Annotated in this window: 22 protein-coding genes and 3 pseudogenes; 6 read left to right on the top strand and 19 right to left on the bottom strand. The window is 72.5% G+C overall.

What is annotated here, in order from left to right:
• The 10 genes and pseudogenes from ABNF97_RS25495 to ppdK all read right to left on the bottom strand — a co-directional run.
• Positions 1–627: P-type ATPase actuator domain-containing protein (locus ABNF97_RS25495; RefSeq protein ID WP_349340059.1), on the bottom strand; the 627-nt coding region annotated here is incomplete at its 3' end.
• Between the two features lie 4 nt (positions 628–631).
• Complete coding sequence (locus ABNF97_RS25490; RefSeq protein ID WP_349340058.1) at positions 632–1,519, bottom strand: Acg family FMN-binding oxidoreductase; 888 nt, start codon at positions 1,517–1,519, stop codon at positions 632–634.
• 119 nt (positions 1,520–1,638) lie between these two features.
• On the bottom strand, positions 1,639–2,385 hold the full coding sequence (gene pflA, locus ABNF97_RS25485; protein WP_349340057.1) for a pyruvate formate-lyase-activating protein: 747 nt from the start codon (positions 2,383–2,385) through the stop codon (positions 1,639–1,641).
• On the bottom strand, positions 2,382–4,616 hold the full coding sequence (pflB, locus tag ABNF97_RS25480) for a formate C-acetyltransferase (protein ID WP_349340056.1): 2,235 nt from the start codon (positions 4,614–4,616) through the stop codon (positions 2,382–2,384). Before pflB ends, pflA begins: the two co-directional genes overlap by 4 nt.
• A 258-nt stretch (positions 4,617–4,874) precedes the next feature.
• Positions 4,875–5,150 carry a hypothetical protein gene (locus ABNF97_RS25475; RefSeq protein WP_349340061.1) on the bottom strand — a complete coding sequence of 92 codons (276 nt, stop codon included), beginning with the start codon at positions 5,148–5,150 and terminating at the stop codon, positions 4,875–4,877.
• A 109-nt stretch (positions 5,151–5,259) separates the two neighbouring features.
• A pseudogene (locus ABNF97_RS25470) lies at positions 5,260–6,074 on the bottom strand (phosphoketolase family protein); the annotation flags it as partial.
• A gap of 210 nt (positions 6,075–6,284) precedes the next feature.
• Positions 6,285–6,803, bottom strand: coding sequence for a nitroreductase family deazaflavin-dependent oxidoreductase (locus tag ABNF97_RS25465; RefSeq protein ID WP_349340055.1), 519 nt, complete (start codon positions 6,801–6,803; stop codon positions 6,285–6,287).
• Positions 6,804–6,881: 78 nt separating this feature from the next.
• Complete coding sequence (locus tag ABNF97_RS25460) at positions 6,882–7,391, bottom strand: zinc-binding dehydrogenase (protein WP_349340054.1); 510 nt, start codon at positions 7,389–7,391, stop codon at positions 6,882–6,884.
• A 38-nt stretch (positions 7,392–7,429) separates the two neighbouring features.
• The gene (locus ABNF97_RS25455; protein ID WP_130463634.1) at positions 7,430–7,855 is read right to left on the bottom strand and encodes a hypothetical protein; all 426 of its coding nucleotides are present in this window, start codon (positions 7,853–7,855) and stop codon (positions 7,430–7,432) included.
• Between the two features lie 11 nt (positions 7,856–7,866).
• Positions 7,867–10,551 (bottom strand): pyruvate, phosphate dikinase, encoded by a 2,685-nt coding sequence (gene ppdK / locus ABNF97_RS25450; protein ID WP_349340053.1) that lies wholly within the window; start codon positions 10,549–10,551, stop codon positions 7,867–7,869.
• Between the two features lie 265 nt (positions 10,552–10,816).
• Between ppdK and ABNF97_RS25445 the strand changes: the two genes are divergently transcribed.
• A complete protein-coding gene (locus ABNF97_RS25445; protein ID WP_349340052.1) occupies positions 10,817–11,713 on the top strand; it encodes a molybdopterin-dependent oxidoreductase in 897 nt (298 codons plus the stop codon).
• Positions 11,710–12,000, top strand: a complete 291-nt coding sequence (locus ABNF97_RS25440) for a molybdopterin dinucleotide binding domain-containing protein (RefSeq protein WP_349340051.1) — start codon at positions 11,710–11,712, stop codon at positions 11,998–12,000. Before ABNF97_RS25445 ends, ABNF97_RS25440 begins: the two co-directional genes overlap by 4 nt.
• On the opposite strand, the gene ABNF97_RS25435 is transcribed toward ABNF97_RS25440, so the two are convergent.
• Positions 11,972–13,861, bottom strand: coding sequence for a heavy metal translocating P-type ATPase (locus tag ABNF97_RS25435; RefSeq protein WP_349340050.1), 1,890 nt, complete (start codon positions 13,859–13,861; stop codon positions 11,972–11,974). The genes ABNF97_RS25440 and ABNF97_RS25435 overlap by 29 nt on opposite strands.
• Before the next feature lie 395 nt (positions 13,862–14,256).
• Here ABNF97_RS25435 and ABNF97_RS34340 point away from each other — a divergent pair, with 395 nt between their 5' ends.
• From ABNF97_RS34340 to ABNF97_RS34330, 3 genes and pseudogenes are all read left to right on the top strand, one after another.
• Complete coding sequence (locus ABNF97_RS34340) at positions 14,257–14,697, top strand: DUF5372 family protein (protein WP_486484735.1); 441 nt, start codon at positions 14,257–14,259, stop codon at positions 14,695–14,697.
• Between the two features lie 48 nt (positions 14,698–14,745).
• Positions 14,746–14,988 (top strand): annotated as a pseudogene (locus ABNF97_RS34335) (recombinase family protein); the annotation flags it as partial.
• A pseudogene (locus tag ABNF97_RS34330) lies at positions 14,940–15,092 on the top strand (hypothetical protein); the annotation flags it as partial. The pseudogenes ABNF97_RS34335 and ABNF97_RS34330, both read left to right, overlap by 49 nt.
• 269 nt (positions 15,093–15,361) lie before the next feature.
• Here ABNF97_RS34330 and ABNF97_RS25425 read toward each other — a convergent pair.
• From ABNF97_RS25425 to ABNF97_RS25400, 6 genes are all read right to left on the bottom strand, one after another.
• A complete protein-coding gene (locus ABNF97_RS25425; RefSeq protein WP_130463638.1) occupies positions 15,362–15,733 on the bottom strand; it encodes a hypothetical protein in 372 nt (123 codons plus the stop codon).
• Positions 15,733–16,338 carry a helix-turn-helix domain-containing protein gene (locus ABNF97_RS25420; protein ID WP_130466107.1) on the bottom strand — a complete coding sequence of 202 codons (606 nt, stop codon included), beginning with the start codon at positions 16,336–16,338 and terminating at the stop codon, positions 15,733–15,735. Before ABNF97_RS25420 ends, ABNF97_RS25425 begins: the two co-directional genes overlap by 1 nt.
• Before the next feature lie 495 nt (positions 16,339–16,833).
• Positions 16,834–17,694, bottom strand: a complete 861-nt coding sequence (locus ABNF97_RS25415; protein ID WP_349340049.1) for an FAD binding domain-containing protein — start codon at positions 17,692–17,694, stop codon at positions 16,834–16,836.
• Positions 17,684–19,915, bottom strand: a complete 2,232-nt coding sequence (locus ABNF97_RS25410) for a xanthine dehydrogenase family protein molybdopterin-binding subunit (RefSeq protein ID WP_349340048.1) — start codon at positions 19,913–19,915, stop codon at positions 17,684–17,686. Before ABNF97_RS25410 ends, ABNF97_RS25415 begins: the two co-directional genes overlap by 11 nt.
• Before the next feature lie 119 nt (positions 19,916–20,034).
• Positions 20,035–20,514 (bottom strand): 2Fe-2S iron-sulfur cluster-binding protein, encoded by a 480-nt coding sequence (locus tag ABNF97_RS25405; protein ID WP_165436788.1) that lies wholly within the window; start codon positions 20,512–20,514, stop codon positions 20,035–20,037.
• 110 nt (positions 20,515–20,624) lie between these two features.
• On the bottom strand, positions 20,625–21,887 hold the full coding sequence (locus ABNF97_RS25400; protein WP_130463642.1) for a M20/M25/M40 family metallo-hydrolase: 1,263 nt from the start codon (positions 21,885–21,887) through the stop codon (positions 20,625–20,627).
• Between the two features lie 29 nt (positions 21,888–21,916).
• On the opposite strand from ABNF97_RS25400, the gene ABNF97_RS25395 reads away from it, so the two are divergent.
• Positions 21,917–23,341: an MmgE/PrpD family protein gene (locus ABNF97_RS25395; protein WP_349340047.1), complete on the top strand. Its 1,425-nt coding sequence runs from the start codon at positions 21,917–21,919 to the stop codon at positions 23,339–23,341.
• A gap of 60 nt (positions 23,342–23,401) precedes the next feature.
• On the opposite strand, the gene ABNF97_RS25390 is transcribed toward ABNF97_RS25395, so the two are convergent.
• On the bottom strand, positions 23,402–24,442 hold the full coding sequence (locus tag ABNF97_RS25390; RefSeq protein ID WP_349340046.1) for an asparaginase: 1,041 nt from the start codon (positions 24,440–24,442) through the stop codon (positions 23,402–23,404).
• Positions 24,433–25,587: an iron-containing alcohol dehydrogenase gene (locus tag ABNF97_RS25385; protein ID WP_130463645.1), complete on the bottom strand. Its 1,155-nt coding sequence runs from the start codon at positions 25,585–25,587 to the stop codon at positions 24,433–24,435. Before ABNF97_RS25385 ends, ABNF97_RS25390 begins: the two co-directional genes overlap by 10 nt.
• Positions 25,588–25,600 lie beyond the last annotated feature (13 nt).

The raw sequence follows: 25,600 nt of genomic DNA, 5'->3' as shown, positions 1-25,600 counted from the left end.
AGTGGGTGCGGGCCGGGTCGTCGCGACGAGGGCGGCAATCCGGCCGAGCGCGCTGGCCGGACCGGTACGCACGACCGCGCCGGTGGCGCGCCCGGTGACCACGACGGTGCCGGCGAACGCCTCCGCGCCGGCCTCCCGGGTCACCGGTATGGACTCGCCGGTCAGCGCGGCCTCGTCCAGTTGCAGGCGGTACGCCTCCGACAGCCGCAGATCGGCCGGGACGACGTCGCCCGGCTCCAGGTGCACCAGGTCGTCCCTGACCAGCTCGGCGGCGGGGACGACCAGGTGCCGACCGTCGCGTTCCACCCGTGCGGTCGGCGCGGCCATCCGGTCCAGGGCGGCGATCGCCCGGTCCGCCCTGACCTCCTGGAACACCCCGATCGCGGTGTTGACGACGACGACCAGCGCGATCACGACGGTGTCCGGATGGTCGCCCAGGGCCGTGGTCACCACGGCGGCCGCGATCAGCAGCGCGACGAGTGGATCGCCGAGTTGGCGCGCGATCCGGGTCACCAGGTGCCGTCGGGCCGGCGCCGCCACCGTGTTGGGCCCCTCGGCGCGAAGCCGGGCCGCCGCGGCCTGGGCCGTCAGTCCCCGCGCCACCACCGGTGCCGTGCTGGAAGCCATGACTTCAGCGTGCCGGCCGCTCCGCCCACCCGGCAGGGCCGGCCTCCCGGTCGGTCCGGGACCTTGGACCCGTCCCGGTACGGACGAGCACCTCCGTCAGGGGCCGCCGGGCGGATGCCGCACCGGGCGGGCCGTAGCCGAACCGCAGGACGGCCTGGGCGTGGTATCCGTCGGCGGAATCCTCCAGCAGCACCCGCAGGTCCGGCACCTCCACCGGCTGCGTCATGATCGTCGACGCCAGGCCGCGTACGGTGCTCGTCAGCAGCACCCGCTCCAGCGCCTGTCCGCAGCGCAGCCACTCGTCCGGGTTGTCACTGCGGGTGTAGAGGACGGCGATCGTCGGAACCTGCGCGAACCGGGCGGGGCCACGCCGCCGCGCGGACCGTACGACGCCGAAGTCGCGGATCGGCATCGTTTCCAGCGCGTCGCGCGGCCCGAACGCCTCCGGCGGTACGCCGTCACGGTGCCTCGGGCGGAACCCGGTCCACTCGCCCAGTTCCCGTCGGTACGCCAGGTCGTGCCGGCGTCGCTTTTCGGCGATGCGGACCACGTCGAGGACAGCGTCGCGGGCGAGTGCGTCGGTGACGACCACCCGTGCCCTCTCGGCCTCGGCGGCGGCAGACAGGTCGGTGAGCGCCTCAGCGGGGACGGGCAGGTCGCGCATCGGCTGCCGGTTGGTGTGCCGGCGGGAGATCGCCTCGGCCAGCATCAGCGCCGTCCCCGGTGGGCGGGTCGACGGGCCGACCGTGACCTGGGCGGCGAGATCCGGTTCGCCGGCGTCCGCCAGTAGGCGTAGCACCGGCACACGACCACGGGCGAGCATCGCCACCCGTAGGTTGAACACCGCAGCACCGAGGCTGATCAGCAGCTCCCGGTTCCGCGGGTCGAGCACTCACCGATCCGCCGTGCCGAATGTCCGATCCAGGGCCTGACTGCCATCCGGCCCGGGACCTTCGGACCCGTCTGCCCGCCGGTTGTGCCCTGCCGGTCGCGGGCTCGGAGAGCGTGTGGTCAGAGGGTGGTCAGGCCATGTGCGCGGAACTGGTCGCGTACCCGCTCCAGCAGCTCCGGCGACGGCGGAGAAGTCGCCGCGAGCGGAAACCTCAGCCCCAGGGCGGCGTACTTGGCCGCGCCGAGCCGGTGGAACGGCAGCACCTCGATCCGCTCCACCGTGGAGAGCGCGGCGGCGTGCCGAGCCACCGCGTCGACGTTGGCCGGCGCGTCGGTCAGGCCGGGCACCAGCACGAATCGGATCCACATCCGATTGCCACGGGTGGCGAGCCGGCGGGCGAACCGCAGGGTCGGGTCCAACTCGCCGCCGGTCACCCTGCGGTACGTCTGCGGGTCGCCGGACTTGATGTCGAGGAGGACCAGGCTGGTGGCGTCCAGCAGCGCGTCGGTGGCCCGGTCGCCGAGCACGCCGGAGGTGTCCAACGCGGTGTGCAGGCCCGCCTCCCGGGCACGGGTCAACAGCGCCGCGGTGAACGCCGGCTGGAGCAGGGGCTCGCCGCCGCTGACGGTGAGGCCGCCGCCGGCTACCCGGATGAACCGCGCGAACCGCGACACCAGAGTCCAGAGTTCGTCGAGACCGATACGCTGCCCCGGCCGGATCCGCCAGGTGTCCGGATTCTGGCAGTAGAGGCAGCGCAGCGGGCAGCCCGCCAGGAACACCACGAACCTGGTGCCGGGACCGTCGACTCCGGTCGAGGCGTCCCAGGAGTGGACGGCCGCGGCTACCCGGCGAACGGCGGTCTTCACAGCGATCCATGGAAGGTGCGGGAGATGACGTCGCGCTGCTGCTCGGGGGTGAGCCGGACGAAGTTGACCGCGTAGCCGGAGACCCGGATGGTCAACTGGGGGTAGCGCTCGGGGTGGGCCATGGCGTCTTCGAGGGTGGCCCGGTCGAGCACGTTGACGTTCATGTGGTAGCCGCCGGCATCGGCGTACCCGTCCAGCACGCCGATCAGGTTGGTGATCTGCTCGGCACGGGTGCGGCCGAGCCCGCCGGGGGTGATGGTGCTGGTCAGCGAGATTCCGTCCCGAGCGCTGGCGTAGGGCAGCTTCGCCACCGACAGCGCGGAGGCGACCAGGCCGTGCCGGTCCCGGCCGTTGCCGGGGTTGGCGCCGGGTGCGAACGGCTCGCCCGCGCGCCGTCCGTCCGGAGTGTTGCCGGTGTGCTTGCCGTAGACGACGTTGGAGGTGATGGTGAGCACCGACAACGTCGGCTCGGCACTGCGGTACGTCGGCTGCCGGCGCAGCCGGTCCATGAACGCCTCGACGAGCCAGACGGCGATGGCGTCGACCCGGTCGTCGTGGTTGCCGTAGCACGGGAAGTCCCCGTCGACGGCGTAGTCGACCGCGAGCCCGGTCTCGTCGCGCAGCACCTTAACCCGGGCGTACCTGATGGCGGAGAGGCTGTCGACCGCGACGGACAGCCCGGCGATGCCGGTGGCGAGGAACCGGTGCACCGGATAGTCGTGCAGGGCCATCTGCAGCCGCTCGTAGGCGTACTTGTCGTGCATGTAGTGGATGACGTTGAGCGCGTCGACGTAGGTGGCGACGAGCCAGTCCAGGGTCCGCTCGAACGCCGCCACCACCTCGTCGTAGTCGAGGATCTCCCCGCCGACCGGCGCGGTCGGCGGGGCCACCTGCGCTCCACTGATCTCGTCCCGGCCGCCGTTGATCGCGTACAGCAGCGCCTTGGCCAGGTTGGCGCGGGCGCCGAAGAACTGCATGTCCTTGCCGACCCGCATCCCGGAGACGCAGCAGGCGATCGCGGCGTCGTCGCCGAACCCGGGACGCAGCAGTTCGTCGTTCTCGTACTGCACCGCGCTGGTGTCCAACGACACCTGGGCGCAGAACCGCTTGAACCCGTCAGGCAACGCCGGCGACCAGAGCACCGTGAGGTTGGGCTCCGGTGCCGGACCGAGGTTGTAAAGGGTCTGCAGGAACCGGAACGCCGTCCGGGTCACCAGGGTCCGCCCGTCCCGTCCCATCCCGCCGAGCGCCTCGGTGACCCAGGTCGGGTCGCCGGAGAAGAGCTGGTCGTACTCGGGCGTACGCAGGAAGCGGATCAGCCGCAGCTTGATCACCAGATCGTCGACGAGTTCCTGCGCCTCCTGCTCGGTCAGCCGCCCTTCGGCGATGTCCCGCTGGAGGTAGATGTCGAGGAAAGTGGCGGTGCGGCCGAGCGACATCGCCGCGCCGTTCTGCTCCTTCGTCGCTGCCAGGTAGCCGAAGTACAGCCACTGGATCGCCTCCCGACCGGTGCTGGCCGGACCGGAGATGTCGTAGCCGTAGCCGGCCGCCATCCGTTTGAGATCATCCAGTGCCCGGACCTGTTCCGCCACTTCCTCGCGGTCCCGGATGACCTCGGCCGAGGAGCGGAACGCGTCCAGACGGACCCGGTCGGCGAGCCGACTGGCGATGAGCTGGTCCACGCCGTAGAGCGGAATCCGGCGGTAGTCGCCGATGATCCGACCGCGGCCGTACGAGTCGGGCAGCCCGGTGATGACATGCGAGCGGCGGGCCCTGCGGACAGCGTCCGGGTAGGCGTCGAAGACGCCGTCGTTGTGGGTCTTGCGGTGCCGGGTGAACGTCTCCCAGACCCGCGGATCGAGGGTGTAGCCGTACGCGGCCAGCGCCGTCTGGACCATCCGGATCCCGCCGTTGGGCAGGATCGCCCGGCGCAGTGGTCCGTCGGTCTGCAACCCGACGATCAGCTCCCGCTCCCGGTCGAGATAGCCTGGCCCGTGTGAGGTGATCGTCGACGGGGTGCCGACGTCGACGTCGTACACGCCACGGTGTCGCTCCTCGGCGAGGAGCGGCCCGAGCCCGTCCCACAGCGCGGTGGTCCGTGGCGTGGGGCCGACCAGGAAGGCGCCGTCGCCCTCGTACGGGGTGTAGTTCTGCCGGATGAACGCGGCCACCTCGATCCGGTGCCGCCAGTCATCGCCCACGAATCCGCGCCAGGCGTCGAGCGTGGTCATCACTTCCTCCAAGCGCTTCGGATGCGGCGTCAGACCGCGGACCGGCGCGGGATGGGCGTTGCTCCGCCGTGCCATCGCGGTCCTCCGTCGATCCGGTCACCTCCAGCCTCCGTCCTCGATTCCTGGCCGAGCAGGGCCACAGGTCCCGTCGGGACAGGACCGGTGGCCCGATCGGCCACCCTGGATGCTCGGTCTGCGGTGCCATCTCGGCCGGGTGGTGCCTGGCGGGCGCACGTCGCCTCCCGGCTCGGTCCGGAATCAACCCCGCCGGTCCGCCCGTTGGAGTTGGGTCTCCAGGCGCCGTTGCGCCAGTGCGACCGCTTCGGTGAAGGTGGCCGCGTCGGCTGCCGCGTGCAGGTCCACGCACGGCAGGCTGGCGTGGATGGCGACGCCGTACGGCCGGTCGACGCCACAGGCGGCGGATCGGTTCAGGCTCATCCGGACGAAGAGCACCGGCCGCGGCACGTGCCGCAACGCCGCGGTGACCTTCCGGCGGGCGTACCCGACCTGGCCGGGTCGGATCGCGCCGTGCACGTTGATACCGCCGATCGGACCGCGCCGGCCCGGACGATCGCACGATCGTCCGGGCCGGGCGACACACCCCGCCAAGGTCAGGGAGTCGAGACCGTACCGGGATCGGTCTAGCGACCTCGTCCGGGCCGAACAACCGGAACCGGTCCGGATTCGCCCGGATCACGTCCCGGACCCAGCTGCCGAGCACCCGGGCGGCCTCCGCCGTCGACCCGCCCGGCCGGTCGACGGGTACCGCGTAGTCACGGAAGTCCGGCAGCACCAGGTCACGCAGGAGGACGCCGCCGTTGGCGTGCGGGTTGGCGCTCATCCGCCGCTCGCCGGTCGGCGGCAGGGCGACCAGGTCCGGGACCGGGGCGCCGGTGGCGTCGAAGAGTTCCTCCGGCCGGTACGAACGCAGCCACTCCTCCAGTTGCCGCAGGTGCTCCGGGTTGTCCCGGACCTGCGAGATCGGCACCTGGTGTGCCCGGAAGGTCCCCTCGACCTGCTGCCCGTCGACCGTCGCGGGCCTGGTCCAGCCCTTCGGGGTACAGCAGGACGATCATCGGCCAGCGCGGTCGGGTCACCTCGCCGGTGGTGCGGGCGTGCCGCTGGATCGCCGCGATGTCGTCCAGGGCCTGTAGGTGCCCTCCAGCCAGGTGTTCGCCACGATCGCGGGACCGCCGTGTCCCGGGCCGGTGACGTAGATGGCGTTCAGGTCCCGGGCCACGATCACCCGGTTCAGGTGGGCGTAGAGCAGGCTGAGCCCCGGGCTGGTGCCCCAGTGCCCGAGCAGGCGCGGCTTGATGTGCTCGCGCCGCAGGGGTTCACGCAGCAGCGGGTTGTCCAACAGGTAGATCTGGCCGACGGTGAGTAGTTCGCCGCCCGCCAGTACGCGTCCAGTCGCGCCAGCTCCGCCTCGCTCAACGGCGCCGTCGTCGTCTCCAGGGTCGTCTCCATGAGTGCGGCCTCTCGCAGTTAGGGAGGGAACGGCGTATCCCAGCCTGCTCGGGGTCACGGCTGCCGGACAGGGGCATTGGTCCCGTCAGCTCAGGGCCGGGCGAACCCAGGCCCGTGGCGGCGTGTTCGTCCGAGCCGACCATCCGGCGGCCGGTTTCGGTTGGATCCGGCGGTACGCCGGCCGTGCGGCCGCGTCGGCTACCGGCCGGTCGGGTCGGGTGTGATACGGAAGACCGGGAACCGTGCCGCCATTCGCTCGAACTCCGCCAGCGGCGCCTCCCGCTCGACCGAAATGTGCGGGCGGGCGCCGGGGGCCAGGTGGAGGTAGCGGCGCAGGATCGGTGCGCGCTGTGCCACCGGGACGACCTGGAGCCGCACACGTTCACGGCCACGGTGCCGCAGGACCGCCTGGCCGCCGGCCGCGCGGACGTTGCGGACCCAGTTGGCGTTCGGACCGAGCATCGACACCAGGTAGCGCTCGCCGTCGTGGTCGGTGACCACCACGGGAAGCGTCACAGGGCGGCCGCTGCGCCGCCCACGCACCTCCAGGGTCACCCAGTTGCCCGGGGCCAACAGGCCGGTCGAGAACTGGAACGCCGAGATCCGGTTGAGGAACCGGGCCATCCGGTTCGGGCGACCGCTGGCATACATCCACCGCAGGAGGCTGTGCCACTTCGCGGCGGCACGCGATGCTACGCCGCCTTTCTGCTTCGGCATGATCCGTCCTTCCATCCCGCGTGCGGCCGGCCGGCGGCGGGAAACGCCGGCCGGCCCCACGTCCGCCCTGAAATCCGTTCAGGGCTGGAGCACCAACCGCGCCGGCACGCGGCTGGCGAGCACGTCCGCGATCGCCGTGTTGATCTCGTCGAGCTTGCGGACCTCGTAGCTGACCTTCGTCCGGCCGGCGGCGTGCAGCCTGAAGACCTCGGCCAGGTCGTCGCGGGTACCGACTATCGAGCCGTACACGGTGATGCCCTTGAGCACGGTCTCGAAGATCGGCAGCCGCATCGCGTTCTCCTTCGGCAGCGACACCAGCACCAACCGACCGCCACGGCGCAGGCAGGCGTGCGCCTGCTCCAGCACCCGCGAATCGGCGGCGAGCACCACGGCCACGTCGACCCCGCCCAGCGCCTCGATCGCGGCGACCGGATCGGTGCCGGCAGCGTTGACCACGTCATCGGCGCCGAGCGCGGTGGCGAGCTGGAGCTTGTCCTGCGTGACGCCGTGGGCGGCGTGGATGTCGGTGTGGCACAGCCCGCTGGCCTCGATGCGGACCAGGACCTGTCCCGGCCCCGTCGCGGGCACCGGAACATCCCTGATCTCCAACGGTCTGTCGAAACTCGTCACGACGGACGCGCGCATGGCCTTCTCCTTCTCGGTTCGGAGCGTTCGACGACCAGCCGGCGGGCTCGCAGAACACGGGCCCACCACGGTCGACGGGTCGGGGTCAGCGCCGGTGCCGGTACGCCCTTGAGGCTCACCCAGCCACCGGGGCCCATCCGGATGCTGCCGACGCTCGGGCCGGACCGGCGGCTCGCCGCCACCGCCGTGACGGCGGCGGCGAAGACCACGGCGGCGAGGACCTCCCGCACGTCGAACGCGGGCCGATAGCGGGCGGTCCCACCGGCCAGCACGTACGCGCCGATGGGTCGCGTGCCGCCACGGACCACCGGCACCAGCGTGACCGGCTCGGGGCCGATCAGCCCGACCGGCGGTCCGACAGTGTCCGGTCGGGTGCCCTGGCCCGGGCGGGGAATCGTGTGGAGCATCGCGGGCCTCGCTAACGGCTGTCGGAGCTGGCGGTCACCGGAGCGGCGACCACGGCGCGGCCGGCCTCCAGGCGGGCGATCGGCACCCGGTACGGCGAGCAGGAGACGTAGTCCAGGCCGACCGTGTGGAAGAAGTGGATCGAGTCCGGGTCGCCGCCGTGCTCGCCGCAGACCCCGATCTTCAGATCCGGCCGGGCCGCGCGGCCCTCGTCGGTGGCGATCCGCACCAGCCGCCCCACGCCCGAGGCGTCGATCGACTCGAACGGGGATACGCCGAAGATGCCCATTGCGAGGTAGTGGGGGAAGAACGAACCCTCCACATCGTCCCGCGAGAACCCCCAGCCGAGCTGGGTCAGGTCGTTGGTGCCGAACGAGAAGAACTCGGCCGCGCCGGCGATCTCACCGGCGGTCAGCGCCGCCCGGGGCACCTCGATCATCGTGCCGATCGGGACCCGGCGCAGCCCGTCGGTCTCGGCGAGTATCCGCTCCGCCTCGGCGCGTACCGCCGCCAGCTCCGGAACGGCCGCGACCAACGGCACCATGATCTCCGGCCGTGGCGACAGCCCACGGGCGGCGCAGTCGGCCGCGGCCTGCGCGACCGCCCGGACCTGCATGGCGAACAGCCCGGGAACAACCAGCCCGAGCCGCACCCCACGCAGCCCCAGCATCGGGTTCTGCTCGTGCATCCGCCGCACCGCGGCCAGCAGTGCACCGTCGCGTCCCGGGTCCTGGCCGAGCGCCTCGGCCCGGGCCACCCGGGCGGTCAGCTCCGCCAGCGGCGGCAGGAACTCGTGCAGCGGCGGGTCCAGCAGGCGTACCGTGACCGGCAGTCCGTCCATCGCTTCGAAGAGTTTCACGAAGTCCGCGCGCTGCAACGGCAACAGCGCCGCCAGGGCCGCCGCCCGTTCCTCGTCGCCGTCGGCGAGGATGAGCCGCTCGACCAGGGCCCGGCGCTCACCGAGAAACATGTGCTCGGTACGGCACAGCCCGACTCCTTCGGCACCCAACCGCCGCGCCCGGGCCGCGTCCGCACCGGTATCGGCGTTCGCGTACACCCACAGCCGCCGCACCCGGTCGGCGTGCGTCATCAACCGGTGTACGGAGTCGAGCAGCAGGTCCGTCCCGGCCGCCGGCGCCTCACCGCCGAAGTACCGCGCGACCGGGGAGGCATGTACCGGCACCTCGCCGAGGAACACCTCACCGGTCGCACCGTCGATCGACACGACGTCACCTTCGGAGACCACCGTCCCGGCCACCGTGAAGCGGCCGGCGTCGGTGTCGACGTCCAGCGTCTCGGCGCCGCACACGCAGGTCCGGCCCATCCCCCGCGCCACCACAGCGGCGTGTGACGTCTTGCCGCCGCGCGAGGTGAGGATGCCCTGCGCGGCGATCATGCCGGGCAGGTCGTCCGGGTTCGTCTCGCGCCGCGCCAGGATGACCCGCTCACCGGCCTCCGCCCGGGACGCGGCCCGGGACGCGTCGAAGACCACCCGTCCACTGGCCGCGCCGGGGGAGGCCGGTACGCCGACCGCCAGCGGTTCGGGTGCGGCCGTCCGGTCGAAGCGGGGGAACATGAGCTGGGCGAGCTGCGCACCGGTGACCCGCCGCAGCGCCTCGTCCAGGTCGATGACGCCCTCGTCGACCAGCTGAGCCGCGATGGTGAACGCCGCCGCCGGCGTGCGCTTGCCGACCCGGGTCTGCAACATCCACAGCTTGCCGCGCTCAATCGTGAACTCGATGTCACACAGGTCGCGGTAGTGGTGCTCCAGCCGCTCCATGATCGACACCAGCTCGTGGAAACTGCGCGGGTCGATCCGGGCCAGGTCCTCCAGCGGCACCGGGGTGCGGATGCCGGCGACCACGTCCTCGCCCTGCGCGTTGGCCAGGTAGTCGCCGTACACGCCCCGTGCCCCAGTGGCCGGGTCGCGGGTGAAGGCCACCCCGGTGCCGGAGTCTGGGCCGAGGTTGCCGAAGACCATCGCCATCACGTTCACCGCGGTGCCCAGATCCTGCGGAATCCGCTCCTGCCGCCGGTACAGCACCGCCCGCTCGGTGTTCCACGACGCGAACACCGCCTCGACCGCCTGGTAGAGCTGCTCGTGCGGCGCCTGCGGGAACTCTCGGCCGGTCTGCTCGTGGAAAACCTTCTTGTACGCCTGCACCAGGTGCCGCAGGTCAGCCTCGCTCAACTCCGCGTCGGTCGCGACTCCAGCGTGCGACCGGTGCGCCGCCAACTCCCGCTCGAACGCCTCGGCCGGTACCCCGCACACCGTCCTACCGAACATCCCGATCAACCGCCGGTACGAGTCCCACGCCATCCGCGGATCACCGCACCGCGCGGCCAGGCCCGGCACGCTCGCATCGGTCAGGCCGATGTCCAGGATCGTATCCATCATTCCGGGCATGGAAAACCTCCCGCCCGAACGCACCGACAGCAGCAGCGGATCCCGCGGATCGCCGAACACCTTGCCGAACCGATCCTCCACCAGCCGAAGGTGGACGTTGACCTGGTCAAACAACCCCGCCGGCACGGCGCCCGTCGACAGGTAGGCGCGGCACGCCTCGGTACTGATCGTGAACCCCGGCGGAACCGGCAAACCCAACCGGGTCATCTCGGCCAGGTTCGCGCCCTTGCCGCCCAACAGGTCCGTCAGATCAGCGCCGCCCTCGATGAAGTCGAACACGTACTTGCGCATCACCGGCCGCCTCTCCCGATCCGTCGATACAGGTGGTCACCTCGGTGGTACCAAGGCAGCGACCCTGCCCCGTAGGGCCAGAAGGGGCCGCTGCGACGGGACCTTCGCCCTAACGGGCCGGTGGGAAATCGGCGGCACATCCGGTCGTCGGTGCCCGGATCAAACAGCGCGTCCTCGACGGCGCCCGGCTCGTCATCATCGACCCGCGCCGGATCGACCTGGTCGGCTTCGCCGACGTCCACGTGCAGGCCCGGCCGGATCCAACGTGGCCGTCTTCAACGGCATCGCCCGCGCCCTGCTCGACAACGACCACGTCGACCAGACCTTCATCCGTCACCGGGCCAGCGGATTCGAGGAGCTCACCGAACTGCTACGCGACTACCCCCTCGCCCGCGCCGCCCAGCTGGCCGGAGTCGACCCCGCGACCCTAGACGAGGCCGCCCGCCTCTACGGCAACGCGCGGCTGCCGGCGATCGTCTACGGCCTCGGGATCACCGAACACGCCCACGGCACCGACGGCGTCCGTACCCTGGCCAACCTGGCCATCCTCAAAGGCGCGGTCGGCACCCCCGACGGCTGCGGGATCCTCACGCTGCGCGGGCAGAACAACGTCCAAGGCGCCTCCGACACCCGACGCGTCCAGGCCGCGCTGGCCGCCTGCGACCTCGTCGTCTGCCACGACCTGTTCCTGTCCCGCACCGCCGAACACGCCGACGTAGTCCTCCCCGCCGTCTCCTCCCTGGAGAAGGACGGCACCTTCGTCAACTTCGAACGCCGCGTCCGGACGGGCCCACCCAGCACTGCCACCACCCGGGCAGGCGAAGCCCGACTTCGAGATCCTCCACCTACTGGCCGCCGCGATGGGCGCCAACCTCGGCTGCCCAGCCCCGGCCGACGCGATGGCCGAATGCGCCAGCCTGACAGACGTTCGCCGGGATCACCCACGCCCGGCTCGACCGGAACGGGCCGCTGCACTGGCCCTGCCGGGCACCCGACCAGCCCGGGGAGGCGAGGCTCTACCTCGACCGGTTCGCCACCCCTGACGGCCGGGCCGCCCTGGCTGCGCGGCACGACCTGCCGCCCGGAGAACAACCCGATCAGAGGTTCCCGTTCGTACTCATCACCGGCCGCCGCCTGCCGCACTACAACAGCGGATCGATGAGCCGCCGCACCCCCAACCTCGACCTGTTCCCCCGCGAGGTGCTCGACCTGCACCCAGACGATGCGGCCCGGCTCGGGCTCGCCGACGGCGACCTCGTCGAGGTGACCAGTCGGCGCACCAGCGTGACCTTCCCGGTCAACGTCACCGACACCGTCGAACGAGGTCAGGTCTTCACCACCTTCGCCTTCCCGGACCGGCCCACCAACGCCCTCACCTCGGACTGCGCCGACACCACCACAGGATGCCCCGAGTACAAGGTCACCGCCGTCGCGCTGCGTCCCGGCTAGCCAGCGCCCCGACACGGGTGCCGCCACCGAGGGCGCGTAGCGCGTTGAGGATCACGGCCACGTCGATGCCCTCCTGTAGGAACGCGCCGGCCACCGGGGGAAGCAACCCGAACGCGGCGGCGACCATCGCCACCACCGCCATCCCCATGCCCGCGCCAGCGCTCTGCACCGCGATCCTCCTGGACCGGCGCGCGATCTCCACCGCGTCGGCCAACCGGTCCAGCCGGTCCACCGACAGCACCGCATCCGCCACGTCCGCCGAGGCGGTCGCCCCCGTCGCCCCCAGCGCCACGCCCACTCCGGCGATTGCCAGCGCTGGCGCGTCGTTGATCCCGTCGCCGACCATCACCGTCACCGCCTGGTCGGACTCGGTCCGCACCCGGGCCACCTTCTCCTGCGGGGAGCAGCGGGCGACCACGTCGTCCACGCCCACCGCGCGGGCCACCCGCTCGGCGACCTCCGGCCGGTCCCCGGTCACCATGACCAACCGGTGGAAGCCGGCCTGCCGCAGCCGCCGTACGGTGTCACCCGCGTCGGGCCGTACCGGGTCGCGGAGGAGCACCACCCCGGCCAGCACACCGTCCAGGCTCACCCACACCGTCGACAGGCCGTCCGCCTCCGCCTGCCGCCGTGCGCGTACGGCCCAGTCCGGCACGTCGCCGCTGTGCTGGCCGACCCGTACCAGCCGTCCGTCGACCCGGCCGCACACCCCCTGTCCGGGCTCCTCTGTCACGTCGGCGGGCACCACCAGCCTCATCTCCCGATCCTTCGCCTCCCGCACGACCGCTGCGGCCAGCACGTGGGAGGACAGTTGTTCGACCGAGGCGGCCAACCGCAGCAGCTCATCGCCGTCACCGCCGGGCGCGGTCACCACCCCGGCCATCTCCGGACGTCCGGCCGTCAGTGTCCCGGTCTTGTCCACCAGCAGGGTCCGCGCCCGGCCCAGCAACTCCAGCGAGCCGCCGTTGCGGACCAGCACGCCGCGCCGTGCCGCCCGGGACAACCCGGCCACGATCGCGATTGGGGTGGCCAGCAGCAACGGGCACGGAGTCGCCACCACCAGCACCGCCACCGCCCGCACGAACTGCCCAGACACCGCCCACGCGATACCGGCCAGGGCCAGGGTGAACGGCACGAACGCCGCCGAGTACCGGTCAGCCAGCCGCACCATCGGCGCCTTTTCCGCGTTCGCCTCCTCCGCGAGCCGGACAATTCCCGCGTAAGTGCTCTCGGCTGCCACGGCGGCGGCCCGCAATCCGAACGCCGCGCCCGCGTTGACCACTCCGCTGGCCAACCGGTCCCCGACCCGGCGCTCGACCGCCTGGGACTCGCCGGTCACCGCCGACTCGTCCAGCGTCGCCGCGTCCTCGGCGAAGCCGTCCACCGGCACGACATCACCCGGACCGACCAGCAGCCGGTCGCCTTCACGGATGTCGTTCACGTCGACGTCCTGGATCCCGCCGTCCGGACGGCGGCGCCGTGCCCGGCGGGGTGCTCGCGCCAGCAGTTCGTGCAGGTCCCGCGTCGCCCGCCCCTGGGCGTAGCTTTCCAGCGTGTGTCCGCTGGCCAGCATCAACGCCACCACCGCCCCGGCCAGGTACTCACCCACCAGCAGAGAGGTGACCAGAGCCAGCGTCGCGATCACATCCACGCCGATCCGACGCCGCCGCAACGACTGGACCAACCAGCGCAGCGTGACCAGCAGCGTAACCGAGGCCGTCGCCGCCCAGCACACGTTGGCGGCCCCGCGCCGGTCGGCGAACCACAACCCCGCACCGACCAGCACCGGCACCGCCAACGCGGCCAGCGGCGCGAACTCACGCCACCTGCGCCAACGACCCGCCGTAGACCCGCCGCCCACGTTCCCACCCCCGGATCGAGGCGCAACCCCTCACCCTGACCACCCACATGATGGCGACCGGCCGGGCCCGGTCCCAGACCGAGACAGAGAGTTCGCCCGCCACCGGACGGCGATGGCGACGTAACCAGGCTCTCAACCACGCGAGGCCGATGTGGTCGAAACATCACAATTACCAGTCGTAAAACACCCAGACGGGAGATGGTTTCACGTCAGTTCGGCATCTCCGGCACCCGCTATCGGTACCGGACAATCTCGGGGCGGCGTTGGCATCGGCGTAGCGGTCCAGTAGCTCGCGGACGGCCGGCTGGGCGAGATGGGCGAGAAGGCGCCGGCCGCGTTGTGTCGGGGCCATCGGTGTGTACCGGTGCGGTGAGCGTTCGAGTAGTTGGGCGCCGATGTCGGCTTCGAAACCCGTGCCCTATACGGCTCGTCAGTCAAGGTACTCTTCGGACTCATTGGTGATCACTCACCCTTTCCATCCGTTGAAAGGTCAACGCTTGACCGTGCTGTTTTCGCAGCACAAGCGCACCGGGCCGTACTTCGTGTGTGAGGTTGAGGGGAGGCGACGAGTCACCGTGGCTCAGGAATGGACCGACCGCGGCGTGCCCGCGTCGGCCGACCGGCTCGCGGTGGACGGCCTGACGGCCGCACGGGCGCTCGTCGATGCGATCGACCCGCATGCAGCACGGCCGTCGAGTGCGGTCGGCGCCGGAGATGAGACGGGTGACCGTCAGGGAACGGGAGCAGATGTTGGGTTGGGACCGTCAACAGGCGGTGATGGCGGTGGCGAACATGGTCGAGTCGTTGCTACGCGGCAGCGGGCAGGCCGGCGGTGAACCCGACGGCGAAGATCAGCGGCTCGGCATCTGTCGAGGTTGGCGATCGTGTATGTGCGGCAGTCGACGGTGGCGCAGGTGCGGTTCAACACCGAGTCGACCCAGCGGCAGTACGGCCTGGTTGGTACCGCCGCCGAGTTCGGTTGGCTGGCCGAGCAGATCGTCGTGGTCGACGCCGACCTGGGCGTGTCGGGCCGGTTCGGCGCCGAACGCGACGGCTACCGGCAGATCGTGGCCCGCATGTGTATGGGCGAGGTCGGCGCGGTGTTCGGCCTGGAGGTCTCCCGCTTCGGCCGCTCGGCATTATTTTCTGCGGCGTGTGCGGCGGACGGGTCGGCACCCGCTATGACCGGCGTGACCGCAAGGTCACCTACAGCTGCCAGGTCAAGGACTCCGCCCGCACGCCGCAATGTCGCAACTTCTCCGCCTCGGCGGTTGATGATGCGGTCGCGGCGTTGTTCCCGGACACGATCACACCGCAGCAGATCGGCGTAGCCGTCGCCGCTGCCGAGGAGGTCGCCGAGCGGCACACCCGCGGTCACCGCGCCGCGGAGCTGGCGGTGCAGCAGGCCCGCTACGAGGCCGACCGCGCGACGTCACCCTGCGGCGACCGCGCCGTACCGCTTGGTCAGGTGCGAGACCTCGATCCTCTGGCGGTCGCCGCTCATGCGCGGGCCGCCATCGCGCCTGTCACCGCGTCCGCGATACGGGGTGCGTCCGGGTCGGAGAGCACAATCTCGTCGAACTCCCCGCCGACGGCCGACCGGTCCAGGACGAGGTGCAGTCCTGGCTCACCCCGGCGCGCCGCCACAAGCTGACGGGGACCGCCGAACAACCCCCAGACACCGATCTTGAGAAAGCCGGACACCACGATCCCGCGCCGGGCGCCATGCGCCAGACGCAGTGGTTCGGCCACAACAGACGCGTGCCGCACCCCGGCGACCGGGATCGCCAGCCGCTCCCGCCCGATCCAGAGCCGCTCCCATCCGATGAACCGGACGTCGACGAAGTCGTCGGTAACCGCGACCGATGCCATCAGTCACTCCCTTCCCTCGTGCCGGAACCGTCTTCCCGCTCCGGCGTCTGTGGTGTGGCCTCGGTGGCTGTCGGCTGGTCGGCTGGCAGCAGGATGGTCGCCAGCAGGCGAGGAATCCGGCCCCTGCCGGGCTCGTTGCCGAGCAGCGGCCCGATGATCTGGGTGAGGTCGGCGGCGAACGTCGCCAGCTCCGCGTCGGTCAGGTGGAGCACCAGCTGTTGGTACCCCACCCCGTCCACGGCGAAGTCGATCCGCTCGCGGGCGAGGTAGCGGGAGAACTCAGACAGCAGGCTCGACACGAACGCGGTGAAGTACCGGGCGTGATCCTCGGGCGTCGCCGTGGCCAGGGCCGCCGCGTCCAACGTCGCGCCGTGTGCGGGCAGCGCGTAGACCCGCTCGACAGCGCCACGAATCTTGCGTCGGTCCACCACCTCGACCAGGCCAGCCTTGACCAGCGTGGCCAGGTGCCGATACAGCGTCGCGTGCGGGATGTCCGGCAGCAGCGCCACGAGGTCGTGCGTAGTCAGCCGGGCACCGGCGACGGCCCGCAGGATCCGGATGCGCACCGGATGCAGAGCCAGCCCAGCCCAACGTTCCCTCGACATCTCCACCCGGCAACGATATCACTATCGATAGTGATAACAAACAACGAGTTGATGGCAGCTATCGACGTGGATGTGCGCGACTACCTGGTGGCCGGACGCCCTACACCTGGCGGCGGACGACCAGCTCGATAGGAGTCACCGAGATCGGCCGGCCCTTCAAGTAGGGAGACAGCCCAAGCGGCATCGACGTGGGCATCCACGGCGGGAGGCCGGAGTCAGGCGACCCCAAGCCCCGCCAACCCGGCCAGAGCCGGGACGCATAGCTCCGGGGCACAGGAGCGGCCAGCACCGCCATCCCGGGCCTGTCGAACCTGATCGCCCAGGGGCGTTGCCGAGGGGTTTTCGGGGGGCAGTTCGAAACTACATAGGTAACCATCAAGGCCATGACCGGTTCGCTGCTGGTCAGGGCCTTATTGTTGTGCGCCGCCAGGGACTCGAACCCCGAACCCGCGGATCAAGAGCCTGCGGGCGACGTCCCGCGACGCAGGGTTCGCGCTATGGGATGAGGTTGGCCAGCGCCGTTCCGGCGGCACGGCGCACCAGGACCGACACCAGGTGCCGGGCATAGTCCTCGTCGATCCCGGCGGCCACCGTCACCTGCGCGGCGGCGGCCGCCCCGGCCGGGCCGACCGCCTCCGGGCCGCCGTCCACCGGCAGTCCCAGCAGCGCATCGGCCGCTCCGGGCAGCTCCGTCGGGATCGGCGTCGCCGCGCCGGCCACCACCCGCGCCCCGGTAACGACGCCTTCGGCGGTTTCCAGCCGAACGGTGACCGTGACGGCCGGCCGCTCGACCAGGATGAACCGCTCGTGCGCCAGTGTGGTCCCCGGGGGCGGCACCGGCACCTGAACCGCGACCACGAGTTCGTCAGGGGCGAGGACGGTCTCGAACGGCGCGACCATCAGCTCCGCCGCGTCGATCGTCCGGGGCGGGTCGGTGGCGGAGACCGTCGAGACGGTCGCCTCGGCGGCGATGAGGAAGGTGGCCAGATCCGAGTGCGGCCGCCCGGAGGCCAGATTGCCGCCAACCGTGCCCGAGCTGCGGATCCGCGGGTTGGCGAGCTGCCGCTCCAGTTCGACGAGCGCGGGTAGCACCGCGCCGACCTCGGCCGACAGTTCGAGCTGCCGGTGCGTGACCAGCGCGCCGATCCGCAGTGCGTCGCCGCGTACCCCGAGGGTGTCCAGTCCCGGCACATCCTTGAGGTCGACGAGGTACCGGGGAGCCGCCTGACCCAGCTTCATCGCGAGCAGCAGCTCGGTGCCGCCGGCGTACGCCGCCGCGTCCGTGCCGTGCTCCGCCAGCAGCGCGCAGGCGTCGGTGACCGCGCGGGGTCGCAGGATCGTGAAGTCAGGAAGCATGGATCCACCGCCACACCCGGTCCGCCGACATGGGCAGTTCGGGGACGCGTACCCCGGCGTCGGTCACGGCGGTGACCAGCGCGGCGGTCAGCCCGCCGAAGACTCCCTCGCCGCAGCCCTTGGCGCCGAACGGGCCCGGGCCGTCGCCGTTCTCCACGATCACGCAGGTCATGCCGCCCGGCACGTCGGTGAGCGTGGGTATCCGGTAGTCCAGCAGGCTGTCGTTGCGCAGCACCCCGTCCGGGCCGAAGCACATCTCCTCGAAGAGGGCGTTCCCGAGCGCCTGGAGCGTGCATCCCTCGTCCTGCCGCTCGACCAGGCTGGGGTTGATCGCCCGGCCAACGTCGGCCACGGTGACCACCTCGCGCACCTCGATCCGCCCGGTCTCCGGGTCGACCGCCACCTCGGCGCCGGCCACGCAGACCTCCCAGAACAGCGCCGGCCCGGATCCACCGCCCAGTTCCTCGGCCGACCCCTCCCCGGCGAGGCCGCCGGGACCGTCCGGCGCCAGCTCCGCCAACTCCGCCAGGTCCCAGGACCGGTCACCGCAGACCACCGCGCCGTCCCGGAGGAGCAGCTCGGACGCCGGTACCCCCCAGCGCGCGGCGACGGCCGCCACGATCGCGTCCCGCAGCCGCTCGGCGGCCCGGGCGACGGCGAGCCCGGCGACCGTGGTGGAGCGGCTGGCCCCGGTCGACCGGTCGTACGGGGTCGTCTCGGTGTCCGTGGCCGGCACCTCCACCCGGTCCACCGGCAGACCGAGCACCTCGGCGGCGATCTGCGCGTGCACGGTACGGGCGCCCTGGCCGATCTCCTGCGAGCCGACCAGCACCGCCACCCGGCCGCCGGGCCGCAGCTCCACCCGGGCGTGCGACCGCGCCGAGACCCCGGCCGGCGAGACGCCGACCGAGACGCCACGGCCCCGCCAGGCAGGCAGTTCGGCGCCCCAGCCGAGCCGGCTCACCACCGCGTCGAGGTCGCCGGCCAGGTCGGCGTCGAGCGGGCGGCAGCCCGGGATCACCGTCTCCCCCCGGCGCAGCAGGTTCCGCCGGCGCAGCTCCAGGCGGTCCAGGCCGAGCACTGCCGCGGCCTCGTCGACCTGGGACTCACCCACCCACTGCAGGTGCGCTGCACCGAACCCACGGTAGGAGCCGGCGGGCGGCAGGTGGGTGTAGACGCAGGCGGCGTCGACGTGCACCCGCTCCCACCGGTACGGCCCGGTGGCCGCCATCCCGGCGACCATGGTGACCGTGGGGCCGTTGTCGGCGTACGCGCCGGTGTCCATCCAGATCTCGGCGTGCCGGGACCGGAACCGCCCGTCCCGGCCGACCACCGTACGCATCCGGCAGCGCATGCCGTGCCGGCGGGTGGTGACCATCGCGTCCTCGACCCGGCTGACCAGCCGTACCGGCCGGCCGGCGACCCGGGCCACGGCGACCGCGACCGGTTCCAGCTTCGCGTACGACTTGCTGCCGAACCCGCCGCCCACGAAGGGCACCCGGATCCGCACCCGCTCCTCCGGCAGCCCGAAGACCTCGGCGAGTTCCTCGCGTACCAGGAACGGATGCTGGCAGGAGGACCACACGTCGATGCCGTCGGCGTCGGCGGAGGCGACGACCGCGTGCGGCTCCATCGCGTACTGGTAGACGGCCGGGAAGGCGTACTCCCGCTCGATCACCACCGCGTCCGGCGGGTCGGCTCCGGGCACCCGCTCCAGGTCGACCCGGTAGTGGTAGAAGTCGTTGCCGTCGACGAACGTGGTGCCGGGCGGGCAGCCGAAGCCGGGCCGGGCGGCGGTGTCGTGCACCCGCGCCGCACCGGCCGTCACCGCGTCCCGCACGTCGAGCACGGCCGGCAGCGGGTCGTACGCCACCCGGATCGCCTGGACGCCGGCGGCGGCCGCGGCCTCGCTCTCGGCGGCGACGGCCGCGACGATCTCACCGGCGAACCGCACCACGTCCCGGGCGAGGATCGGCCGGTCCCGCACGTAGTGGCCCCAGGTCGCGTCGAAGTCGACCAGGTCCGCCGCGGTCACCACGGCGACCACCCCGGGGACCGCCCGCGCCGCGGTGGTGTCCAGCGTGGCGATCCGGGCGTGCGCGACCGGGCTGCGCAGCAGCCTGACCTGGAGCGCACCCGGTGCGTCGAGGTCGGCAGCGTACTCGGCCGCACCGGTCAGCTTGGCGGCGAGGTCGGCCCGGACGGGCGACCGACCGACCACGCCCAGCTCCCGCTCGGGCCCCGGCTGCCGATCCGACGCACTGTCCGGCCGCTGATCCTGCCGGGGGTCCGGCTCCGGCCGAGGGTCCGGCTGGGCCGCCGTCGCGGGCCCGGGCCCGGTCACGGCTCGACTCCGGCCGCTTCGCAGATGGCGTCCACGATCGCCCGGTAGCCGGTGCAGCGACAGAGGTTCCCGGCGAACTCCCGCTCCACGTCCGCCCGGCTGCGCAGGGCGCCCCGGGCCAGCAGCGGCTTGAGCGTCATCAGGAAGCCGGGCGCGCAGTACCCGCACTGGAACGCGTTGTGCCGGGCGAACGCCTCGGCCACCGCCGGGAAGCCCGGCTCGGCGGCGAAGCCCTCGATCGTCTGCACCTGCCGGCCCCGCGCGTCCTGGGCGAGGAAGCAGCAGGAGCTGACCGGCTCGCCGCCGACCAGCACCGTGCAGGCACCGCAGACCTGCACGTCGCAGGAGCGCTTGGCGCCGGTCAGCCGCAGCCGGTCGCGCAGCACGTCGAGCAGCAGCGCGTTGTCGTCGACCGGCAGCCGGTGTTCGACGCCGTTGACGTCGAGCCGGACCTCCCCGGGTGTCGGTGCCTCCACCCGGTCAAGTGAACGGGGCGGAGGCTGCGGCTGCCCACCGCGGCCGTCCGGCCAGTGGAACGCGCCGCTGCCCTGGTCCGACCCGGTTCCGCCAGGCTTGGCCGGTGGGTTCACCGGGGCGTACCGCAGATCTCGATGGCCGTGCGCAGGTAGACCCGGGCGCAGGCAGCAAGATCGTCCGCCGCGATCGAGACGTTTCCACCCCCGGTGCCCTGGCCCGGACCGTACGTCACAGCCGGCATCCCCAGCTCGTTCCAGACGTTCAGGTCGCGCCACATGCTCGACGGCGGATGCCCCGGGTCGGTACGCCGCTCCGGGGCGACATCCGCCTCGGTGGCGGCACGCAGCGCGGCCACCAGCGGCTCGGCACCGCTCGCCTCGTACCCACGCCGGAACAGATAGCACTCGACGTCCGCGTCCGGCGTCACCCGGCGTACCAGGTCACGCAGCTCCTCCTGGACGCCGAGCGGGTTGTCACCGGGCGGGATCCGGACGTCCAGGTACAGCAGGCAGGAGGCCGGCGAAAGGATCGGCTGGCTGGGGTGGCCGGCCCGGACCGCCCCGATGTTGACCTTGGGCACGACCTCGCCGGCCTCCCGGCGCGAGCGGTTCCGCTCCTGGTAGCCGTACGCCCACTCGTCGATCGCGGTGATCAGCGGCGCGGCCCGGACGATCGCGTTCGGCTGGTCGCCGTGGGAGTACGGGCGGCTCAGGTAGGGCGTGTAGACGCCCCGGTCACGGCCGCGCACCTCGATCCGGAAGAACGCCTTGCCGGGCTCGACCCAGATCGGTGTGAACGAGGTGGTCTCGGCGACCACCACGTAGTCGGCGAGCCCGCCGTGCGTGGCCACGTACCGGCTGCCGTGGTCCTTGCCCTGGTAGCGGGGGCCGTCGAACTCGTCGACCGGCTCATGGCCGATCTCCCCGGTGACCATCGTCAGGACCAGGTCGCCGGGGAGACGCACGCCGGAGCGGCGCAGTGTCGCGGCCGCCACCAGCCAGCACGCCATCGGCCCCTTGTCGTTGACCACGCCGACCCCGACGATCTCGTCGCCGTCCCGCCAGGCGGTGTGGAACTCGGGCCGGTCGGGCTCGGCGAAGTAGGTGCGGTCGCCGGGCGCCACCGCCGTGTCCATGTGGCTGTTGAAGAGCAGCGAACGCCCGCCACCGGTGCCCGGGATCCGGGCGACGATGTTGGCCGCGCGGTCCGGGTGGGACCGGACCCGCCGGAGCGCCAGGCCGGCGTCGGCGCACCAGTCGTACAGGAAGTCGCTGACCGCGTGCTCGTCCCCGCTCGGGCTGTCGATCCGGCCCAGGGTGAGAGCCAGCTCGACGACCTCCGCCGGGTCCACCTCATCCCATAGATTTCGCATGTCCCTTACAACCCTTTCTGGAGTGCTTCGTGTCGACCATCGCCACCGCCTTCGCCACCTGGGCCGGCAACCTGCGCCCGGCGGACGTACCCGCCGAGGTCCGCGACCGGGTCGCGCTGCGGCTCGCCGACGCGGTGGGGCTGGTGGTGGCCGCCTGGTCCACACCGCCCGGAGTCGCCGTCCGTGAACTGGCGGCCGAGCTGGGCGGGACCGGTGACGCCCGCCTGCTGCTCGACCCGGCCCCGCTGCACCCGGCCGCCGCCGCGCTCGCCCACGGGACGCTGGTACACGCGCTGGACTTCGACGACACGTTCCCGACCTCGGTGATCCACCCGATGGGCGTACTGCTGCCGGCGGCGCTGGCGGTCGCGGACGAGTCCCGACCCGGGGCCGACCTGATCACCGCGGTCGCCGCCGGTGACGAGTTGCTGGCCAGGCTCGGTGCGGCGGCCGGCCGGGGACTGCATGCCCGCGGTTTCCAGGCGACCGGCGTACTCGGTCCGCTCGCCGCCGCGCTCGTGGCCGGCGTGCTGCGCGGCCGGGAACCCTCGGTGATCGCCAGTGCGATGGGACTCGCCGGCAGCATGTCCGGCGGGCTGCTGGAGTTCCTCAGCGACGGCACCTGGTCGAAGCGGCTGCACCCGGGCTGGGCGGCGCACGGCGGCCTCGTGGCCGACGGTCTGGCCGGCCGTGGTTTTCCCGGACCGGCCTCGGTGGTGGAGGGCCGGCACGGCGTCTTCGCGTCGTTCCTCGGCGCCGTCCCCGAGGTGGTACGGCCGGGGCCCGCCGCCGCGCCGACCGACGACAGCCGGGCCGGGACCGTCGACAATCTCGCCGGGGCCACCGACGGTCTCGCCGGAGCCACCGACGGTCTCGCCGGGATCACCGATGCGCTGGGCGAACGGTGGCTCTCGATGGAGGCCAAGATGAAGCTCTACCCCTGCGCGCACGTGCTGCACCCGTTCATCGAGATGGCGCTGGCGCTGCGGGAGAAGGTCGACGCCGCCCGGGTGGACCGGATCGTCTGCGAGGTCGCCCCCTGGTACGTGCCGATCGTCTGCGAACCCGTCGCCGAGAAAATGGCACCGGCCAGCGAGTACCAGGCCCGGGCGAGCCTGCCGATGGCGGTCGCGCTCGCCCTGGTCGACGGGCGGGTCGGGGTCGCGTCGTTCGAGCCGGAGAGCACCGCCCGAGATGCGGTACGCACCCTCGCCAGCCGGGTGGAGTACGTCGCCGATCCCGCCCTCGCGCAGGGGTTCGGCGCCCGGATGCACGTAATCGCCGGTGCCGAGCGGTTCGACGGCGACCCGACCCGGCCGGTCGACGAGGCGGCCGGGGTGCGCCGGAAGTTCGCCGAGAACACCGGTGGCGCCGACGCGCTCTGGGCGGCGGCCCGCGACCTCGACCGGCGACGCGTCGGCGACCTCTGGGCGGCAGCCCCGGCGCCACGCTGAGCACCGGGCGGGGCGCCACGCTGAGCGCCGGACGGGGCGCGTCGGCACCACGAGACCGCGCTACCTGTCGAAGAGCCGCTGGATCGCGGCCGCGTCGCGGGTACGGGTCAATGCCAGCGCGAGCAGCAGCCGGGCCTTCCACGGGTTGAGGTTCCCGGCCGTCACCATCCCGTCGGCGAGCGCGGCCGGGCGCGGCGTCACCCGGCCGGACCCCACCCGGGTCGCCTGGCACACCAGCACTCCCCCGGCCACCGCCCGGTCCAGCGCCGCCGACTCGGCCGGGGTCGGATAGCCGGCACCGGTGCCGGCGCTCACGATCCCCGCCGCGCCCGCCGCGACGGCAGCGTCGACGAGCGCGCCGTCGGCACCGAGGTAGGACAGCACGATGTCCACCCTCGGCGGCGTGCCGACGGCGCCCGGGTCGAACGCCCCCCGGGCCGCCCACGGCTCGGTGCCGTGGTGGAAGACGACCGCGCCATCCCCCTCGACGAACCCGAGCGGCCCGAGTTCCCCGCCCCGGAAGGCCGACAGCCGGTTGGCCGACGTTTTGCTGACGTCCCGGGCGGCGTGCACCGTATCGTCGAGCAGCACGAGCACCCCCCGGCCGCGCGAGGCCGGGTCGGTTGCCAACCGGACCGCGTTGACCAGGTTCAGCGGCCCGTCCGCGCTGAGGCTGGTGGCCGGACGCATCGCGCCGGTGACCACGACCGGGGTGCCCGGCGGGCAGGCCAGATCGAGCAGGAACGCCGTCTCCTCCAGCGTGTTCGTGCCGTGGGTGAGCACGACGCCGGTGATCGCCGGGTCGGCCGCGAGGTCCCGCGCGGTGCGTACGACCCGCAGCGCGTCGGCCAGGCCGAGCGCGTGGCTCGGCACGTTCGGCAGTTCGACCGTCACGATCTCCGCGACCGTGGCCAGCTCCGGCAGCTCGGCCAGGAGCGCGCCGACGGCCCGCATTTCGGCCCGCTCGGCGTACCCGGTGAGGTCCAGCCGGTCGCGCCCGACCGAGGCGATCGTGCCACCGGTCGAGACCAGTGCCACCCTCGGCAGGGCCGGTTGGCGCCCCCTGCCCGGCCCACCGGCCGCCGACGGCGTCACCAACACGACTCCAGCAGTTCCTCGATCTCCTCGACCGATACCTCCCGGGGCGCGTACGTCATCATCGGCTCGACCGAGGTCGCCTTGGCGATCGCCGGTAGGTCGGCCCGGTCGACGTGCACGTCACGCAGCCGGGTCGGGATCGGCAACGGGGCGAGCATGGTGCGCAACGCCGCGGTGACCGCATCGGCGTCCCGGCCTTCCGCGCCGAGCGCCTCCGCGACGCGCGCCACCCGGGAGCCCTCGGCCGGCAGCAGCCGTCCGGCGACCGGAGGCAGGAAGATCCGGTGCGCGACGCCGTGCTGGAGCGCGTACCGGCCGCCGACCGCGTGCCCGATCGCGTGGGTGAGCGACACCATCGCGTTGTCGGCCGCGATGCCGGAGAGCAGGGCACCGACCTGGGCGTCGAGCCGGGCATCGAGGTCGTCCGGTGTCTCGATCGAGCGGGGCAGACCGGTGCGGAGCAGGTGCAGCGCCTGCAGGGCGTACCCGTCGGCGATCGGCTGCCGGTCCCGGGAGTAGGTGGCCTCCACCGCCCGTGCCACCGCGGTGACCCCGCTGGACGCGGTGAGCGCGGCGCCGGTCGGCACCACGAGGAGCGGGTCGAGCACCGCCGCGTCGGGTACCAGCAGCGGGTCGCGGAAGAGCACCTTCTCGCCGCGCCGCTCGTCGCGCACCCCGGCCCAGGGCATCACCTCGCTGGACGAACCGGTGGTCGTCGGCACCGCGACGTGCGGGTACGCGGTCCCTTGCAGCGCCCGGGCCGGCCGGCCCTGCCGGCCACGACCCTTCGGCACCTGGAAGTCGTCGAGCGGCCCGTCCACGGTGAGCAGCAGGATCAGGTACTTCGCGGTGTCGATCGCCGCGCCACCGCCGAGGCTCAGCACCGCCTCCGCACCGGAGGCGCGGATCGCGGCGGCCGCCGTGCCCAGGTGGTTGAGGCCGGCCTGCGGACGGATCCCGTCGAACACCCCGACGATCGCGTCGCCCAGCACCTCGCGCAGCGCCGCGAGCTGCGGTCCGGCCGCGACCGTGCGGCCACAGACCACAAAGACCGGACCCGCGTGCAGCTCCGACAGCAGCTCCGGCAGGCGCCGATGGGCACCGGCCCCGGCGATCACCCGGGTACGGGGGTGGATCTGCTCGAACATCTCTCCTCCTCAT

Source organism: Plantactinospora sp. B6F1, assembly GCF_040120695.1.
In the GTDB taxonomy this organism is placed as follows: Bacteria; Actinomycetota; Actinomycetes; order Mycobacteriales; family Micromonosporaceae; genus Plantactinospora.
This window is presented reverse-complemented; position numbering and strand designations above follow the sequence as displayed.

What these genes read in the sequence shown, in the direction of transcription:
- ABNF97_RS34340 (WP_486484735.1), top strand. Translation starts at nt 14,257, where the DNA reads ATGTCGGCTTCGAAACCCGTGCCCTATACGGCTCGTCAGTCAAGGTAC.
- ABNF97_RS25465 (WP_349340055.1), bottom strand. Translation starts at nt 6,803, where the DNA reads ATGCCGAAGCAGAAAGGCGGCGTAGCATCGCGTGCCGCCGCGAAGTGG.
- ABNF97_RS25425 (WP_130463638.1), bottom strand. Translation starts at nt 15,733, where the DNA reads ATGGCATCGGTCGCGGTTACCGACGACTTCGTCGACGTCCGGTTCATC.
- ABNF97_RS25400 (WP_130463642.1), bottom strand. Translation starts at nt 21,887, where the DNA reads ATGCGAAATCTATGGGATGAGGTGGACCCGGCGGAGGTCGTCGAGCTG.
- ABNF97_RS25440 (WP_349340051.1), top strand. Translation starts at nt 11,710, where the DNA reads ATGAGCCGCCGCACCCCCAACCTCGACCTGTTCCCCCGCGAGGTGCTC.
- ABNF97_RS25455 (WP_130463634.1), bottom strand. Translation starts at nt 7,855, where the DNA reads ATGCTCCACACGATTCCCCGCCCGGGCCAGGGCACCCGACCGGACACT.
- ABNF97_RS25415 (WP_349340049.1), bottom strand. Translation starts at nt 17,694, where the DNA reads ATGCTTCCTGACTTCACGATCCTGCGACCCCGCGCGGTCACCGACGCC.
- ABNF97_RS25385 (WP_130463645.1), bottom strand. Translation starts at nt 25,587, where the DNA reads ATGTTCGAGCAGATCCACCCCCGTACCCGGGTGATCGCCGGGGCCGGT.
- ABNF97_RS25420 (WP_130466107.1), bottom strand. Translation starts at nt 16,338, where the DNA reads ATGTCGAGGGAACGTTGGGCTGGGCTGGCTCTGCATCCGGTGCGCATC.
- ppdK (WP_349340053.1), bottom strand. Translation starts at nt 10,551, where the DNA reads ATGCGCAAGTACGTGTTCGACTTCATCGAGGGCGGCGCTGATCTGACG.
- pflB (WP_349340056.1), bottom strand. Translation starts at nt 4,616, where the DNA reads ATGACCACGCTCGACGCCTGGCGCGGATTCGTGGGCGATGACTGGCGG.